We start from the raw sequence: 14013 nt of genomic DNA on the forward strand, positions 1-14013 counted from the left end.
CTCAGTGACCGGCTGCCGCCGGGACCAGGCCGTCGGCGACCAGCCCCGCGAGCACCGCATCGCCGAGCACTTCCACCGCGGACTTGGGGCGGACCATCACCGTGAACTCCTTGATCAGGCCCTCGTCGTCGAACTGCAGCAGATCGATCCCGTGGATCTCCTTGCCGTTCACGGTCGCCCTGAAGACCAGGGTGTGCGCGTCGGTCTCCTCACCGTCGGTGGTCGTCTCGGCCACGCCCTCGAACCGGCCGACGTACCGGAAGTCCTCGAACGTGCGTAGCAGTACGCCGAAGAGCCCCAGCACCATGGGCCGGCCCTCGAAGGGGGTGAACTTCACCGGGCTGAAGAACCGGATGTCCGGTGTGAAAAGCCCTTCCAGCGCGGCCAGATCGCGCTCCTCCACGGCCTTGCGAAAACGCTCCGCTGTCGACATACGCCCTCCCTCATGGTCATCAACATGACTACTCACATTCTTGACTATGATGGGGACCGCACACCAGCCCCCTGAAGAGGGGAATCCGGAGAGGGAGGAGCCGGGAGGATGGCTCTGCGCCACGCGGTCCTGGCCGCACTGCTGGACGGCGAGTACAGCGGCTACCAGCTGGCCAAGGCATTCGACATCGGCGTCGCCAACTTCTGGCACGCCCTGCCGCAGCAGCTCTACCTCGAACTCACCAAGCTGGAGAGGACCGGACTCGTCAGCGGACGGCAGGTCGTTCAGGAGACGCGGCCGAACAAGCGCCTGTTCACCGTTACGGACGAGGGGATCGCCGAACTCGAGCGCTTCGCGGCCGCGGCGGCCAAGCCGTCGTTCATCCGGGACGACCTCCTGGTCAAGGTCCAGGCCGTCGACGTGATCGGCGCCGAGCCGGTCATCGCCCAGCTCGAGGAGCGCGCGAAGGCCGCGGAGGCCAAGATCGAGGTCTTCGACAAGCTGCTGCACCGGCTGCGCGGCGACCTGGACGAGGAGACCTACCTGCGGCGCGGCGCACGGATCGGCCCGTACCTGACCTGTCTGCGCGGGCGGGAGTTCGAGCGGGGCAACCGCGACTGGTGCCTGAGGACCGCGGGCATCCTGCGCGACCGAACGGGCACCTGACCCGCACCGAGCCCCTGAAACTCACCGGCCCCGGAAACTCACCGGCCCCTGCAGCTCACCGGCCCCCACCGGCACCGGCCTCGCCTGTCGGGCCCCCGGCCCCTCGCCGCATCGATCGGCGAGGAGCCGGACCCGTGCCGTCACCCGCGACTGCCCGTCAGGGAGGCGTAGACGACGATGTTGTCGGCGTAGCGGTGCTCGGACTCGGAGAAGGTGCCGGCGCAGGTGATCAGGCGCAGTCCCGCGTGGTCGACGTTGCCGTACACCTTCGTGGTGGGGAAGCGGTCCTTGCTGTACTGCTCGACCCGGTCGACGGTGAACTCGGCGGTACGGCCGTCGCGCCGTGTCACGTCGACCTTGTCCCCGGCCTTGAGCGTGGAGAGGCGGAAGAACACCGCCTTCTCGCTGTTCCAGGTGACGTGCCCGGCGACGACCGACGGCCCGACGGAGCCCGGTGTGGGACCGGGCGCGTACCAGCCCGCCTTGGCCGGCTCGGCCGGTGTCTCCATCGCGCCGCCCTCGCCGCGGCCCAGCTTCACCAGGGACGAGGAGACCTTGATCGAGGGGATGGAGATCCGCTCCGGCGGCGACGACGGCATGGCCTGGGCCTTCTGCTGCCCTCCGGCCTCCTGCTCAGCCCCGGAATCGCCCTCCTGGGCGCCGCCCCCCTCCGCCCCGGTGTCGTCGGCGGCGCCCTGAGCCGGGGCCGGCGGGGGCGGGACCGCGCGCGGCGGAGCCTGTTCCTGCTGCGCACACCCGGAGACCAGAAGGGCCGCGGCGGTCAGGGCGAGGACCGTACCGGCGCCGCGACGGACGGCACGGCGGGAGGGGGTCCTCGGTCCGCTCATGCGCGGGCTCATGCACCGCTCCCCTGGGACCGCCCGGCGACCGCCTTACGGAGCCTGGCGTTCCGCTGCCGTGCCGCTGTCAGCACACCGGCCACCCCGATCAGCGCCATGCCGCTGCCCATCGCGACCACGGAGGGCGTCCCCAACGTGCTCTCGGCCGCTTCCTCGCCGCCGGTCTCGACGCCGCCGACCGGAACCGAGCCGATGGCCGCGCCCTTGACGATGCCGCAGTTGGCCGGGGCGGTGGCCTCCTGGGGCAGCTTGGGGTCGAGTTCGCTCTTGCCCGCGCCTTCGAAGTCGTACTGCTTGTTGCCGTTCGGGTCGATACCGTGCTGCACCACGTGAAGGTCCTTGATCTGATCGACCACGTCCTGCGACACGGGGATGGTGCGCTCGTACGAGAGCTTGCCCTCGGCGTCCGCCTTGGGCATGCGGTCGACGGCGAGCCCGCTCTTCTCCGCGCTGGTGTCGCCATCGGTGGTGAGCGAGATGTTGATGTCGCCGTAGTGCACTGTGGCTTCGGTGTTGTTGATGATCCCATCGCCGTCCTTGTCGGCGCTCTCGTCCGGGCACTGGAAGTCGTGACCGTCGGTCGAGCCGTGGAGGTGCTGCGCGTGGGGCTGGCCGGGGACGAGTCCCTCGGCCTCGACCTTGACGGTCATTTCCTGGCCTTCGAGGCTCAGCCACACCGTCCCGGTGGCACCCGAGTCGTTCAGCGGTTTCAGGTCGATCTGATGCGACTCGATGTGGTCGTCGGCGAGCGACGGGGCGGCCGCCGCGAAGGTGAGGATGGCGGGCAGTGCGGCGAGCGCCGCCAGTCGTGCGGAGTTCCTGGCTATCACGGTCGAGCATCCCCTTCCGTACGGCCCGTGCGTCAGCAGGGCCGCAGAGCGGTTTCCGTTCTCCGGTCGCCGCGCGTTCCCGGGGCCGAACGGGAGCCGGAGCTCCCAACGACCGTCCGGGCGAACGGCGTTGTCATCCGGCATTCGGAGCCACCCCGGGAGCGGATTGGTCGGATCGGCAATCGTTTTTTCGCCGGCGACGTCGCGCGTACGGCGTCGGCTTGGCGCGGGCCGCGCCCAACGAGCGCCTGCGGGCCGCCGAGCCGCCATACGCCCTGGTGGCGTTCATATGACTGTTGTAGGCCGCCGGATAGCCAGGTAGGGCCTGGGTAGTGCTGAGCCGACGCGGAGACGACCTTCTGAGGAAAGGCCCGGGCACTGTGACGCAGCCCTTCGAACTGCCTGACTTCTACATGCCGTATCCGGCACGACTCAATCCCCACCTGGAACAGGCGCGGGCCCATTCCAAGGGGTGGGCCCGCGGCATGGGGATGCTGGAGGGCTCGGGCATCTGGGACGAGCACGACCTCGACTCCCATGACTACGCGCTGCTGTGCGCATACACCCACCCCGATGCGTCGGGCCCGGACCTCGCGCTGGTGACCGACTGGTACGTGTGGGTCTTCTTCTTCGACGACCATTTCCTGGAGACCTTCAAGCGCTCTCAGGACCGGGAGGGCGGGAAGGCGTACCTGGACAGGCTGCCCGCCTTCATGCCCATGGACCTGGCCGACGGGACCCCGGAACCGACCAACCCGGTCGAGGCGGGCCTGGCGGACCTGTGGGCCAGGACCGTGCCCGCCATGTCCGCCCAGTGGCGGGCCCGGTTCGCCGAGAGCACCCGGAATCTCCTCAACGAATCCCTCTGGGAACTCTCCAACATCAACGCGCACCGGATCCCCAACCCGGTGGAGTACATCGAGATGCGCCGCAAGGTCGGCGGCGCGCCCTGGTCGGCCGGCCTCGTCGAGTACGCGGTGGGGGCCGAGGTCCCGGCGGCGGTTGCCGCATGCCGGCCGCTGCGGGTGCTCCGGGACGCCTTCTCGGACGGGGTGCACCTGCGCAATGACTTGTTCTCCTACCAGCGGGAGACCGAGGAGGAGGGTGAACTCGCCAACGGAGTCCTGGTCCTGGAGACCTTCCTGGGCTGCACGACCCAGGAGGCGGCAGACGCGGTGGGCGACCTGCTCACCTCACGCCTCCAGCAGTTCGAGGACACCACGCTCACCGAACTCGGCCCGCTCTTCGCCGAGAAGGGCCTGGACCCGAAGTCCTGCGCGGACGTCCTGGCGTACGTCAAGGGGCTGCAGGACTGGCAGTCGGGCGGCCACGAGTGGCACATGCGCTCCAGCCGCTACATGAACGGCGGAGCCACCTCCTCCTCGTTCGGGTGCTCGTCCTCCTCGCCCGCGTCCGCACCGTGCTTTTCCCCGATGCCCAGCGGGCTCGGAACCGCCGTGGCGGACATCCGGCAGGTCGCAGCGCGGGCCGGAGCCGGGCGGAGCGGTGCCAGGCGCGTCCGGAGGTTCACCCACATCCCGTACCAGCGGGTCGGCCCCTCCCAACTACCGGACTTCTTCATGCCGTTCACCACCCGGCTCAGCCCGCACCTGGAGGCCTCGCGGCGCCATACCCTCGAGTGGGCGCACCGGATGGGGATGCTCGAAGAGCAGCCCGGCATCCCCGGCTCCGGCATCTGGAGCGAGGACCGGCTCGCCGGCTTCGACTTCCCGCTGTGCGCCGCGGGGATCGACCCCGACGCGACCCCCGGTGGACTCGACCTGACGTCGCAGTGGCTGACCTGGGGCACGTACGGGGACGACTACTACCCCGCCGTCTTCGGCCGGACCCGGGACCTGGCGGGCGCCAAGGCGGCGAACGACCGGCTCTCCGCCTTCATGCCGGTCGACTCCTCCGCCACGCCCGTTCCCGCGAACGCCTTGGAGCGCGCTCTGGCCGACCTGTGGGCCCGTACGGCGGGTCCGATGGAGGTGAGCGCACGTCGGAAGTTCCGTACCGCCATCGAGGACATGACCTCCAGCTGGCTGTGGGAACTCGCCAACCAGGCCCAGAACCGCATCCCCGACCCGGTCGACTACATCGAGATGCGCCGCAGGACCTTCGGCTCCGACCTCACGATGAGCCTGTGCCGTCTCGCGCACGGGCAGCAAGTCCCGCCGGAGATCTACGACAGCGGGCCGATGCGGTCCCTGGAGAACGCCGCAGCCGACTACGCGGCCCTGATGAACGACACCTTCTCCTACCAGAAGGAGATCGAGTTCGAGGGCGAGGTCCACAACGGGGTCCTCGTCGTCCAGAACTTCTTCGACTGCGACTATCCGGCCGCCGTCGCGATCGTGGGCGACCTGATGACCTCCCGGATGCGTCAGTTCCAGCATGTGGCGGCGAATGAACTGCCGGTCCTGTACGACGACTTCAAGCTGGGCGCTGAGGCCCGGAAGATCCTGGACGGGTACGTGGAGGAGCTGCGCAACTGGCTTGCCGGGATCCTGACTTGGCACCAGGGCTGCCACCGGTACGCGGAGGCCGACCTGCGCCGTCGCACGGGAACGCCGGCGCAGTTCGGCGGCCCGACCGGCCTGGGAACCTCGGCCGTGCGGATCCCGCTGCTGTCGTCCTGACCGTCAACCGAGGTTCGCTCGGGGGATTTAGTCGCTCATATGACAACTTTGACGGACTCTTGCGTGTTTTCTGCCGGTACGTCAACCTGGCGCTGACGGCTGCCTCGTACGCCATCACCTCCCTTCACCTGCGTGGCACCGCCGTGCCCGGATCCGGCCGCAGCCCCGCGGCGGCCCGGATCCGGTCACCCCCCACATGCACATCACCGATGAGGAGGACCCTCACATGGCAGTGATGCGTCATTCACGGCGAAGGCTCACAGGAACCGCCACGGCGGTCGCGGTCGCGACCGCACTCGTGCTCGGCGCTGGAACGGCGCTTCCGGCAGCCGCTTCAGCGGGCAGCGAGGCGGAAGGCCGGATCCACAACGACGGAGCCCCCGGAGCAATCAAGGACAGCTACATCGTCGTCCTCGACGAAGAGGCGGTGGACGCCGAATCGGCCAAAGGCAAGGCCCTGGCGAAGCGTTTCGACGCGAAGATCGAGAAGACCTACGGCACGGCCCTCAACGGATACGCCGTGGAAGTCTCCGATGGGCAGGCCAAGAAGTTCGCCGCGGACCCGGCCGTGGAGTCGGTGGTGCAGAACCGCAGGCTCTCCACCATGGGCACCCAGCCCAACCCGCCGTCCTGGGGACTGGACCGCATCGACCAGAAGTTCCTTCCGCTGAACAGCAGTTACACCTATCCGGACTCCGCAGGCAGCGGCGTCACGGCGTATGTCATCGACACCGGCGTCCGGATCAGCCACACCGACTTCGGCGGCCGGGCGAGCTACGGCTACGACGCCATCGACAACGACAGCACCGCCCAGGACGGCAACGGCCACGGGACGCACGTGGCAGGCACGGTGGCCGGAAACGCGTACGGTGTCGCCAAGAAAGCGAAGATCGTCGGTGTGCGGGTGCTAGACGACGAGGGCTCCGGCACCACCGCCCAAGTCGTCGCGGGCATCGACTGGGTGACGCGGAACGCCGTCAAGCCCGCCGTGGCCAACATGAGCCTCGGCGGCGGCGTGGACACCGTGCTCGACGCCGCCGTACGCAACTCCATCGCCTCCGGCGTCACGTACGCCGTCGCGGCGGGCAACGAGGGCGTCAACGCCGCCTACTCCTCGCCGGCCCGCGTGGCGGAAGCCATCACGGTCGGCTCCACGACCAGGACCGACTACCGCTCCAGCTTCTCCAACTACGGCAGCGTGCTCGACATCTTCGCGCCGGGCTCCTCCATCACGTCGGCGTGGAACAGCAGCGACAGCGCCACCAACACCATCTCCGGTACGTCGATGGCCACCCCGCACGTGGCCGGGGCGGCGGCGCTCTATCTGGCCGGCAACCCCTCCGCCACCCCGGCGCAGGTCTCCAGTGCCCTGACGGCGGCCGCCAGTACGGGGGCTGTGCCCAACCCGGGCAGCGGCTCTCCGAACCGGCTGCTGAACGTCGGAGGCGGCAGCCCCCAGCCTCCGGGCCCGAGGTTCGAGAACACCACCGACTACCCGATCTACGACTACGCCACCACCGCGTCCCCGATCACGGTCACCGGTGTCGCCGGCAACGCGCCCGCAGGGCTCGCCGTGTCGGTCGACATCAAGCACACCTACATCGGTGACCTGCAGGTCGACTTGATCGCCCCGGACGGTACGGCCTACCGGCTGAAGAGCTACGGCACGGGCGGCAGCGCGGACAACCTGATCACCACCTACTCGGTGAACGCATCCTCGGAGATCGCCAACGGCACCTGGAAGCTCAGGGTCAGCGACAACGCCAGGCTCGACACGGGCAAGATCGACGCCTGGTCGCTCCAGTTCTGATCGAGTTCTGATCCTGCGGACTCCGATCCCCTGCCGCTGATGTACTGCACCCCCAGGGGCAGCCCGCCGCCGCGGGCTGCCCCCTCCCACGCGTTCTCGCGCCGCGCGGAAGCCTATGGGTGCAGTGAAGCGGACGTCGGGACGGCGGCGTCTTCCGTCGGCAGCGGGACGACGCCGCCGTCGGGCAGCTCGGCATCAGTGTCCGGCAGGGTGACCCGGGGCTTGCTGGGCTCCGGGTCGTCGGGCCGGTCCGTCGTCCGCGAGGAAGAGGGCTTGGGTGAAGTCCGGCCGGAGTCCGGCTCCTGGCTGCTCGGGGCGCTCGGCTCGGCCTTGGCGCGGGTGGACGACGGCTTCGGGCGCGGCGCGGGAGAGTCCGGGCCCGAGCGCCCGCCGGCGGGGTGGGCGTCCGGGACCTCCCGGTGACCGGTCCTGAAGTACGCGAACCAGGACTTGACGGTCCGCAGGTACTCCTGCGAGTGGTTGTAGCCGAGGATCGCGCGGTCCAGGTCGTACGGGTCCGAAAGATCGCGTCCGTCCGCGCAGAGGTAGCGGCCGGCGGCGAGGGCCGCGTCGTAGATGTTGCTCGGGTTCCGCTCGCCGTCCCCGTTGCCGTCGGCGCCCCAGGCGGCCCAGGTGGACGGGATGAACTGCATCGGGCCGACCGCGCGGTCGTAGGAGCGGTCGCCGTCGTACACCCCGTCGTCGGTGTCGGAGATGGCGGCGAAACCGCGGCCGTTGAGCTGTGGCCCGAGGATGGGAGCGTGCGTGGTGCCGTCGGCGTCCACCCGCCCGCCGCGCGCCTGGGCGGATTCGACCTGGCCGATGGCTGCGAGGAGCTGCCAGGGCAGATGGCATCCGGGGTGGCTCCGCGCGAGTTCGGCCTCGGCCTGCTGGTACGCGGCGAGGACGGTGGACGGGATGGCGCCTGCGCCCGGGCTGGTGGTGACGGTGGGGCCAGCAGGGCTGTTGCCGGGTGCCGCCAGCGGGGGCAGTTCCGTGTAATAGGGCGTGTTGCCCGAAATCGGCGGGCCCGGGGGCGGGGTGACCTCCTGATCGGGGGCGGAGGCGCGCGCGAGGACGCCTGGAGCCTGTGACGCGGTCAGCGCCGCCATGGCCGCCGCGGCGACCGCCGTACCCGTCACACCTCTTCGTATTCGACTGCCGTACCGTCCAGCCATAGCCCCGGCCCCCTTCGGTCCCCACTCCCCAGTGCCGCGCCGGAACGTGGCCGCGGCTCACGTGTTCTACGCGGCCGGCCACCCGGTCCGTCGCGACACCGGGGAATTTTTTACGGACGGACTACGGCCGGTCGATCCTGACGAACATCGAGCCCGCGCTGCCGGCCGGGCTGCGCTTGTCCGGCGCGAGCGCGACGAGCGCGAACCAGGTGGTGCCCTTCTCCATCCGCGGCTCGTTTCACGTCAGGGTCGCGGTGTAGTCCGACCCGGCCGGTACGGCCGCGCCCGGGCCTCGCACGGTCAGGTTGCCCTGGTCGTCCTCCGGAACGGTGGCGACGAGCAGTTCGGCATCGTCCACCGCCTGGCCGGTGAGCCAGTCCTGCACCATCGCCCAGTACGTGCCGCTCCTGGGAGCGGTGAGGCGGCAGGCCTCATGTGCCGTGTCGCTCGCGCTGCGGCAGACTTCCTCGCCGGCGTCAGGCTCCCCGTCACCGTCGGTGTCCCGCCCCGCGAAGAGATCGAGGTCCGAAGAGGTGGTCGACCCGGAGCCAGGGTGAGCCGACGGGTCTTGACCGATAGAGCCATGCCGTCCGGGGTGGTTGCCGAGATGTCCCAGACAGCCTTGGTGGACAGCGCGTTGTCCACGTGCGGACCCAGGTGCACGTGCCGGCGCAGTCGGCGTTCGCCGGGCTCGGCACGTTCAGACGTGTGGGATCGCCGCCCTTCTCCGGAAGCCCAGCGTCTGAGAGCCTCGAGCCCCGGGCGGCACTGGCGCTGCGGCGCAGTACTTCGTATCCCGCGCGAATCCCGACACCGCCGCAGTGTCCCACCGGGCCCGCCCCGGCACGGGGGCCGTCACCCGCGCGGTGGGCCGGGAACATCGGAAACGAAAACCGGCGCTACGGTCAGCCACCTGTGACCTAGCGCTTCAGTTGGCCCTTTAGCGCTTGAGTTGCCCCCGCTGAACGCCAGGTTGGCCCGGCATGATGGCGATCATGCGCCGAGGACGCCGAAAACGAATAGGTGGTTCGTTAACGGCACCCGGACTTAAGTGGTGTCGTCGCCGGCGTGCTCGGTGTCGTGCATGCGTTTGGCGAGCTCCGCTCAGCGCTCGTGCGGCGCGGCGACGAACTCCATGAGAATGGCCGCGCTCTCGACGACGCTCGAGCCAGCCTTGCCGAAGAGGGTGAAGAACCTCTCGTTCCGCGGCTGCAACCGCAGGCTCATGGGGAATTCTCCTGGACTGCCGGCATCGCCGTACGCGGCGCGTCACCGCTTCGGAAGGGGCTTGTCCGTCCACAGCGGACGACGAAAGACAAAGGCAAGGAGGTTACCCACTCCTTGCCACTCTCAACGTATAGCGCACCGGGGGCCTTGCGGCAAGACCCGGGTCGTGCTGCAGAATCTCCGATCGAAGCCAGAACCTGCGGAAATCAGGGATTCGCGAAGTACGTGCCCTTTTGTTGACATGTGGGTCTCGCGGGACGTCGAACCGCCGGTGGGACTCGCGGTGCGGTTGGGGGCACGCGGCGCGGAGGTGCGGGTGTGCGCGCCGCCGGACTGCGCGGAGCAGCTGGCCGAAATGCAACGTTGTTGAATGGGGGGCTTTCATGATTGACGTGATCGTTGCCGGTGGCGGACCGACCGGGTTGATGCTGGCCGGCGAGTTGCGGCTGCACGGCGTGCACGCGCTCGTGCTGGAGAAGGAGGCGGAGCCGACCGGGCAGGCCCGCGCGCTCGGCCTGCACGCGCGCAGCGTCGAGGTGATGGACCAGCGCGGTCTGCTGGAGCGGTTCCTCGCGCTCGGCGAGCAGTTCGCGGTCGGCGGTTTCTTCGCCGGCATCGACAAGCCGTGGCCTGACCGGCTGGACACCGCACATTCGTACGTCCTCGCCATCCCGCAGAGCGTCACCGAGCGCCTGCTGACCGAGCACGCCGCCGGGCTCGGCGCCGAGATCCGGCGCGGCTGCGAACTGGTCGGGCTGAGCCAGGACGAACACGGGGTGACCGTCGAGCTGGCCAGTGGGGGCACCCCCGCCAATGGGGGCGTAGCCAGTGGGGGTCCCCCCGGCAATGGGGGCGTAGCCGCCGGGGGAGGGGGAGGCACGCAGCTGCGCTCGCGCTACCTCGTCGGCTGCGACGGCGGCCGCAGCACGGTGCGCAAGCTGCTCGGCGTCGGCTTCCCCGGCGAGCCCACCAGGGTCGAGACGCTGCTGGGCGAGATGGAGGTGGCCGTGCCAGCGGAGACGCTGGCCGCCGTGGTGGCCGAAGTCCGCAAGACCCATCTGCGGTTCGGCACCATGCCCCTCGGGGACGGGATGTACCGCGTCATCGTGCCCGCCGAGGGGGTGGCCGAGGACCGCTCGGTCCCGCCGACCCTCGAGGAGTTCAAGCAACAACTGCGGGTGTTCGCCGGTACCGACTTCGGCGTGCACTCACCGCGCTGGCTCTCCCGCTTCGGCGACGCCACCCGGCAGGCCGAGCGCTACCGGGTCGGCCGGGTGCTGCTGGCCGGCGACGCGGCGCACATCCATCCGCCGACCGGTGGGCAGGGGCTCAACCTGGGCGTGCAGGACGCGTTCAACCTCGGCTGGAAACTGGCGGCCGAGGTCGGCGGCTGGGCCCCGGAGGGACTGCTGGACAGTTACCACGCCGAACGGCACCCGGTGGGCGCCCGCGTGCTGGACAACACCCGCGCGCAGATGGAGCTGCTGTCCCCCGAGCCGGGTCCCCGGTCAGTGCGCAGGCTGGTGTCGGAACTGATGGACTTCGAGGACGTGAACCGATACCTGATCGAGAAGATCACTGCGATCGGGCTCCGCTACGACTTCGGCGAGGGGCATGAACTGCTCGGCCGGCGGATGCGGGACGTGGGGCTGAAGCGGGGGCGCCTCTACGAGCTGATGCACGGCGGCCGCGGGCTACTGCTCGACCAGACCGGCCGGCTCTCGGTGGCGGGCTGGGCAGATCGGGTCGACCACGTCGTCGACGTCAGCGAGGAACTGGACGTGCCCGGTGCGCTGCTGCGGCCGGACGGTCACGTGGCGTGGGTCGGTGAAGATCAGCAGGATCTGCTCAGCCGGCTGCCCAAGTGGTTCGGCGCTGCCGCCAGCTGAGCGCGCAGTTGTGGCTCGAAAGGGCGGGACCTATCTCCGACCGAGTTCGGCGCGGTCCGGTGCCGTACCCCGCCGGCTCGAAGCCCCCGCAAGTACGCCGACCTCAGCAAGACCAATCGAGCCCGCCCCGGTCACCAGGTCGCGCGGTCCCGCAGGGCGCGAGCGTGAGAGGAAGCAGCAGAACCGGGAGACGCAGGGGCGTACGGGGCACGGGTCATACGTGCATCTTGCCGCCTGCCGGGCGCCTCAGCGGAGGAGGCCGCCGACCGCGCCGCCGACGCCGCCGATGACGCCGCCCACCAGCCCCTGGTCACCGCCGTCCGAGGGCTGTTCGCTCGGCTGGTCGGTGGGGGCGGTCGAGTCGGCTGGTTCTGTCGTCGGGGTCGACTCGGGCGAGGAGGACTTCGTGGGAGCCGGGTTCGCCGGTTGCGCCGCCGCATCGGAGGTGGGAGCGCTGGTCGGCGTGGCGGTGGGAGCGGCCGCGGCTGTGGTCGCGGAGTCCGGAGTCCGCGCTTCGGTGCGGCTCGTCCGGATTGCGTCCTGAGAACGCTCCTCCAGGAGCTTCGGCTCCTTGGAGGCCGTGGGGGAGAGCCCGGCCGTCGTGGGCTCCTCCGTGGCGGTCGGCTCGCTGTCGGGCAGCTGCTGCGGCTGCTGCTGCTCGGCGTTGGTGCCGGAACGCGCCTGGGCGGGCTTGTCGTCGCCGACGGTCGAGTGGAGGGCGAGGGCGAGGGCGCCGGCAACGCCCAGCGCGGCGGCCGTCTTGAGCGTCGTGGCACGGGCCTGCTGTACGCGCGTGGGTCGGCGGTGTTTGGCCATCTCGCTCGCGTCTCCCTGGTGGCGTCGCCTCTTGCGGCGCACCAGTTAACCTGATTCCGCAGCCGAACGCCCATCCGATGCGCAGTCGTTACACGGTGCGTGGAACCCGCTCCCGCCGTTGCCACCCGACATGTCGGGCTCTGTCCGATACGGGCACCCGCGCCCGGTGCCGAACGTCACACACGGTACCCGCCCCCACGCTTCAGGCGTGCGGCCCGCGGAGGGATTGCCAGATGCGCTCGGGCAGGTGGCGGGAGGCCTGTCGGAGGTCGATCGTGGGGTCGCCGGCGAGCCGGCGGCGCGCGGTTTCCGCTACCGGGCCGATGAGGAGCATCTCCGTCAGCGAGTCGGGCAGATCGACCACGCGCCCGGCTTCGGCGTGCGGGCGGAGCCACGCGAGCATCCTCTCGATACGGGGCGCCTTGGCCGCGGTGATGGACGCCGCGTGCGCCGGGACGAAACCCGCGTAGGCGGAGGCGTGGATGAAGCGGGCCTGGGCCGGTTCCGTCTCGACGAACCGGAGGTAGGCCAGGACCAGAGCGCGGATCCCGGTGCGTGGGGTCCTGGTCCGCCCGAGCGCCGCGATCAGGGTGTCGAGCAGGTTGGCCATGCAGCGGATGTAGAGCGCGGCGGCGAGCCCGTCCAGGCTGCCGAAGTGGTGGTAGAGGCTGCCCAGACTGATTCCGCTCGCCTTGGTCACGGCCTGCACCGTGAAGCCTTCCGGCCCCTTCTGCTCGTGGACGTCGAGCGCGGCATCGAGCAGCCGCCGGGCCGTCTCCTCGCCGCGCTGCTGCTTAGGCGACATGGCGTGGCGAAGGCGGCGGTGTCTGCTGCAGCCCGGTGAGCTCCAGGGCCTGCGCCCAGACCCGCTGCGCCAGTTCGGCGTCACGGGCCATCGGGGCCAGCGGCTTCTCGCGGTGGACGTGGAAGTACCGGCCGGTGAGTTCCGCGGCGGCCTCCCCATGGGCCAGCCGCACTATGGGCGCCGCGCCCGCTCGCGGCGGCTTCCACAACAGCTTCACGGCCTTCAGCAGCCGGCCGGGGACGCCGTCGCGGTCGCCGAGTCCGGTACGGATCACTCCGGGGTGCGCTGCGTTGATCCTCACCCCGGCATCGTTCCAGCGCCGCGTGAACAGCGGGACCAGCAGCAGGTTGCACAGCTTCGTGTCCGCGTACGTGCGCAGCGGGTGGAAGTCGGCGCCCGTGGGCGTGCGTTGGAGATCCACTCGCCCCCTGACGTAGAGGGCGGCACTGACCTGGACCACACGCGCCCGTGAGGAGACCAGCCTCGGTTCCAGCAGGTGGTTGAGGAGGAACGGCGCGAGGTGGTTGGTGACGAACGCCTGCTCCAGGCCGTCCTCGCCGCGGACCGGGTGAGTCGGCCAGACACCGGCGTTGTGGACCAGCGCATCGATACGAGGGCAGGAGGCGAGCAGCGCTTCGGCCGTGGAACGTACGCCGGAGAGGCTCGAGAGGTCGCCGGCGACGAGGGCGGCGTCCGGACCGCCGGCCGCCGCGAGCGCCGATCGGGCCGCTTCGCCGCGCTTCTCGTCCCGCGCGACGATGACGACTCTGCATCCCTGCCGCGCCAGCTCCTGCGCGACCGCATATCCGATCCCACGGTTGCCGCCTGTGACTACGGCTGTCGATACCGGGCTCATG

Annotated in this window: 13 protein-coding genes; 4 read left to right on the forward strand and 9 right to left on the reverse strand. The window is 70.2% G+C overall.

Translation table 11 applies throughout. The features are described from left to right. Nucleotide 1: 1 nt before the first annotated feature. Nucleotides 2-433, reverse strand: coding sequence for a nuclear transport factor 2 family protein (locus ACTWQC_RS22685; RefSeq protein ID WP_443317623.1), 432 nt, complete (start codon nucleotides 431-433; stop codon nucleotides 2-4). 108 nt (nucleotides 434-541) lie between these two features. On the opposite strand from ACTWQC_RS22685, the gene ACTWQC_RS22690 reads away from it, so the two are divergent. Continuing rightward, on the forward strand, nucleotides 542-1099 hold the full coding sequence (locus ACTWQC_RS22690; protein ID WP_443317624.1) for a PadR family transcriptional regulator: 558 nt from the start codon (nucleotides 542-544) through the stop codon (nucleotides 1097-1099). Nucleotides 1100-1239: 140 nt separating this feature from the next. Here the strand turns inward: ACTWQC_RS22690 and ACTWQC_RS22695 are convergent, their stop codons facing one another. After that, nucleotides 1240-1947, reverse strand: a complete 708-nt coding sequence (locus ACTWQC_RS22695; RefSeq protein WP_443317625.1) for a class F sortase — start codon at nucleotides 1945-1947, stop codon at nucleotides 1240-1242. A gap of 8 nt (nucleotides 1948-1955) precedes the next feature. Next, nucleotides 1956-2789, reverse strand: coding sequence for a hypothetical protein (locus ACTWQC_RS22700; RefSeq protein WP_443317626.1), 834 nt, complete (start codon nucleotides 2787-2789; stop codon nucleotides 1956-1958). Between the two features lie 380 nt (nucleotides 2790-3169). Between ACTWQC_RS22700 and ACTWQC_RS22705 the strand changes: the two genes are divergently transcribed. Further along, nucleotides 3170-5431 carry a family 2 encapsulin nanocompartment cargo protein terpene cyclase gene (locus ACTWQC_RS22705; RefSeq protein ID WP_443317627.1) on the forward strand — a complete coding sequence of 754 codons (2262 nt, stop codon included), beginning with the start codon at nucleotides 3170-3172 and terminating at the stop codon, nucleotides 5429-5431. Nucleotides 5432-5657: 226 nt separating this feature from the next. Beyond that, nucleotides 5658-7241 (forward strand): S8 family peptidase, encoded by a 1584-nt coding sequence (locus tag ACTWQC_RS22710; protein ID WP_443317628.1) that lies wholly within the window; start codon nucleotides 5658-5660, stop codon nucleotides 7239-7241. 113 nt (nucleotides 7242-7354) lie between these two features. Here the strand turns inward: ACTWQC_RS22710 and ACTWQC_RS22715 are convergent, their stop codons facing one another. The 3 genes from ACTWQC_RS22715 to ACTWQC_RS22725 form a co-directional block, all read right to left on the reverse strand. Then, nucleotides 7355-8419 (reverse strand): lytic murein transglycosylase, encoded by a 1065-nt coding sequence (locus ACTWQC_RS22715; RefSeq protein ID WP_443317629.1) that lies wholly within the window; start codon nucleotides 8417-8419, stop codon nucleotides 7355-7357. A gap of 238 nt (nucleotides 8420-8657) precedes the next feature. After that, nucleotides 8658-8807: a hypothetical protein gene (locus ACTWQC_RS22720; protein ID WP_443317630.1), complete on the reverse strand. Its 150-nt coding sequence runs from the start codon at nucleotides 8805-8807 to the stop codon at nucleotides 8658-8660. 716 nt (nucleotides 8808-9523) lie between these two features. Further along, complete coding sequence (locus ACTWQC_RS22725) at nucleotides 9524-9646, reverse strand: hypothetical protein (RefSeq protein WP_443317631.1); 123 nt, start codon at nucleotides 9644-9646, stop codon at nucleotides 9524-9526. Between the two features lie 383 nt (nucleotides 9647-10029). Here ACTWQC_RS22725 and ACTWQC_RS22730 point away from each other — a divergent pair, with 383 nt between their 5' ends. Further along, entirely contained in the window at nucleotides 10030-11535 is a 1506-nt protein-coding gene (locus tag ACTWQC_RS22730) for an FAD-dependent monooxygenase (RefSeq protein ID WP_443317632.1), read from the forward strand. Between the two features lie 246 nt (nucleotides 11536-11781). Here the strand turns inward: ACTWQC_RS22730 and ACTWQC_RS22735 are convergent, their stop codons facing one another. The 3 genes from ACTWQC_RS22735 to ACTWQC_RS22745 form a co-directional block, all read right to left on the reverse strand. Beyond that, nucleotides 11782-12351, reverse strand: coding sequence for an extensin (locus tag ACTWQC_RS22735; protein ID WP_443317633.1), 570 nt, complete (start codon nucleotides 12349-12351; stop codon nucleotides 11782-11784). A gap of 202 nt (nucleotides 12352-12553) precedes the next feature. Beyond that, complete coding sequence (locus tag ACTWQC_RS22740) at nucleotides 12554-13156, reverse strand: TetR/AcrR family transcriptional regulator (RefSeq protein WP_443317634.1); 603 nt, start codon at nucleotides 13154-13156, stop codon at nucleotides 12554-12556. After that, nucleotides 13146-14012 (reverse strand): SDR family NAD(P)-dependent oxidoreductase, encoded by an 867-nt coding sequence (locus ACTWQC_RS22745; RefSeq protein WP_443317635.1) that lies wholly within the window; start codon nucleotides 14010-14012, stop codon nucleotides 13146-13148. Before ACTWQC_RS22745 ends, ACTWQC_RS22740 begins: the two co-directional genes overlap by 11 nt. Nucleotide 14013: the final 1 nt, after the last annotated feature.

The organism is Streptomyces sp. 8N616, assembly GCF_052246385.1.
Lineage (GTDB): Bacteria > Actinomycetota > Actinomycetes > Streptomycetales > Streptomycetaceae > Streptomyces.

Bases quoted from the DNA above. Each gene is read 5' to 3' on its own strand.
- ACTWQC_RS22685 (WP_443317623.1), bottom strand. From the start codon at position 433: ATGTCGACAGCGGAGCGTTTTCGCAAGGCCGTGGAGGAGCGCGATCTG.
- ACTWQC_RS22690 (WP_443317624.1), top strand. From the start codon at position 542: ATGGCTCTGCGCCACGCGGTCCTGGCCGCACTGCTGGACGGCGAGTAC.
- ACTWQC_RS22695 (WP_443317625.1), bottom strand. From the start codon at position 1,947: ATGAGCGGACCGAGGACCCCCTCCCGCCGTGCCGTCCGTCGCGGCGCC.
- ACTWQC_RS22710 (WP_443317628.1), top strand. From the start codon at position 5,658: ATGGCAGTGATGCGTCATTCACGGCGAAGGCTCACAGGAACCGCCACG.
- ACTWQC_RS22715 (WP_443317629.1), bottom strand. From the start codon at position 8,419: ATGGCTGGACGGTACGGCAGTCGAATACGAAGAGGTGTGACGGGTACG.
- ACTWQC_RS22720 (WP_443317630.1), bottom strand. From the start codon at position 8,807: ATGGTGCAGGACTGGCTCACCGGCCAGGCGGTGGACGATGCCGAACTG.
- ACTWQC_RS22725 (WP_443317631.1), bottom strand. From the start codon at position 9,646: ATGAGCCTGCGGTTGCAGCCGCGGAACGAGAGGTTCTTCACCCTCTTC.
- ACTWQC_RS22730 (WP_443317632.1), top strand. From the start codon at position 10,030: ATGATTGACGTGATCGTTGCCGGTGGCGGACCGACCGGGTTGATGCTG.
- ACTWQC_RS22735 (WP_443317633.1), bottom strand. From the start codon at position 12,351: ATGGCCAAACACCGCCGACCCACGCGCGTACAGCAGGCCCGTGCCACG.
- ACTWQC_RS22740 (WP_443317634.1), bottom strand. From the start codon at position 13,156: ATGTCGCCTAAGCAGCAGCGCGGCGAGGAGACGGCCCGGCGGCTGCTC.
- ACTWQC_RS22745 (WP_443317635.1), bottom strand. From the start codon at position 14,012: ATGAGCCCGGTATCGACAGCCGTAGTCACAGGCGGCAACCGTGGGATC.